This window comes from Clostridioides sp. ZZV15-6598 (assembly GCF_020657705.1).
GTDB lineage: Bacteria > Bacillota > Clostridia > Peptostreptococcales > Peptostreptococcaceae > Clostridioides > Clostridioides difficile_F.
Genome location: NZ_JAGWCS010000275.1, coordinates 1 through 1,238 on the forward strand (window position 1 = coordinate 1; position 1,238 = coordinate 1,238).

Sequence of the window (1,238 nt, forward strand, 5' to 3'; positions counted from 1 at the left end):
CGTAGGAACTACGGGGATAGCCTGTGGAGAATTAGTAAGACATATTTTAGTATGCAAAATTCTATGAAGCAGGAACCTTGTGACTTTAGTCATGGGAGGTTCAGGAGATATTAAGTGCTAGAGACAATGGTGTTGATATTATGGTTGATACAGTACCAAGAAGTTCTGGACATTGTATGAAGAAAAAAAGAGTGCTTCAATTTATTATGGCAATATCATCTAGTTTGTTTGAATTAGGTATGGATGGTGTTATGGATGCTCTTAGGAATGAAGAAGGAAGAGCTTTGATATTAAAAGAGGCATTTATACTTGGAGATAGGGGAAGTATAATACTTCTAAATACCAATGATATTGATATGGAAAAGAAATCAATACGTGAAATAGCTATACAAAAAGGTATAGATGAGAATAAATTATTGCTAGATTTGCTTTTATATGGAGATGAAGAACTTATATTTTGCCTAGGAGGGATGTACAGGGGAGATTTTCCAGATAAACTACATGATAAAAAGATAATAAATAATCCATTTGTTATGGTTGGCTCAGATTGTTTGTTTAGTGTAGGTGGAGATATGTCATGGTTTGAGCTTCAAAGAAGAGGAGCATTTCCTATTTTCTTTGATATGTATAAAAAATCAGGAGTTAGACTAGAAGAAGTAGTAAGAAGGGTCACTTCATTGCCAGCTAACCAGTTTAAAATAAAGGATAGAGGTATACTTAAAGAGGGTAAAATGGCTGATATAGCAGTTATTGATATGGAAAACTACAGCTATCCTAGGTCTGAAGAGATTGACTTCTCAAATCCACAGTTATTAGCTAAAGGTGTTGAATACGTAATTGTAAATGGGAAAATTGCTTTAGAAGAAGGAAAAGTTACTAAAAATCAATGTGGTGAAGTATTAAAAAAGATAGCTTATTAAAAAGATAAAATCTTAAAAATAATAAAAATTTAGAAATTAAATAACTAGATAGTAAGAAAAAACGAAGTTTGAATATTATTTAAATAAAAATCATTCTTCGTTTTTTCTTATAATTAGGAATAAATATTAGTTTATATCAATAATAAAAAGCGTGTATAATAAGAAATATACAAAAAATAATTGACTTTTATAATAAAAAAATTAAGATTTTTATTTATTAAAATATGTAGAAAAATTGGGGAAATAAATGGTTACTACATTTAGATAAGTACTCTACTTACATTTAAAAACAAATAAGATACAATATTCCTATACAAG

General features: G+C 28.8%; 1 protein-coding gene. It reads left to right on the forward strand.

All coding sequences use genetic code 11. The features are described 5' to 3' along the window. Positions 1-140: 140 nt before the first annotated feature. The gene (locus KGF50_RS21500) at positions 141-920 is read left to right on the forward strand and encodes an amidohydrolase family protein (RefSeq protein WP_227849947.1); all 780 of its coding nucleotides are present in this window, start codon (positions 141-143) and stop codon (positions 918-920) included. Positions 921-1,238 lie beyond the last annotated feature (318 nt).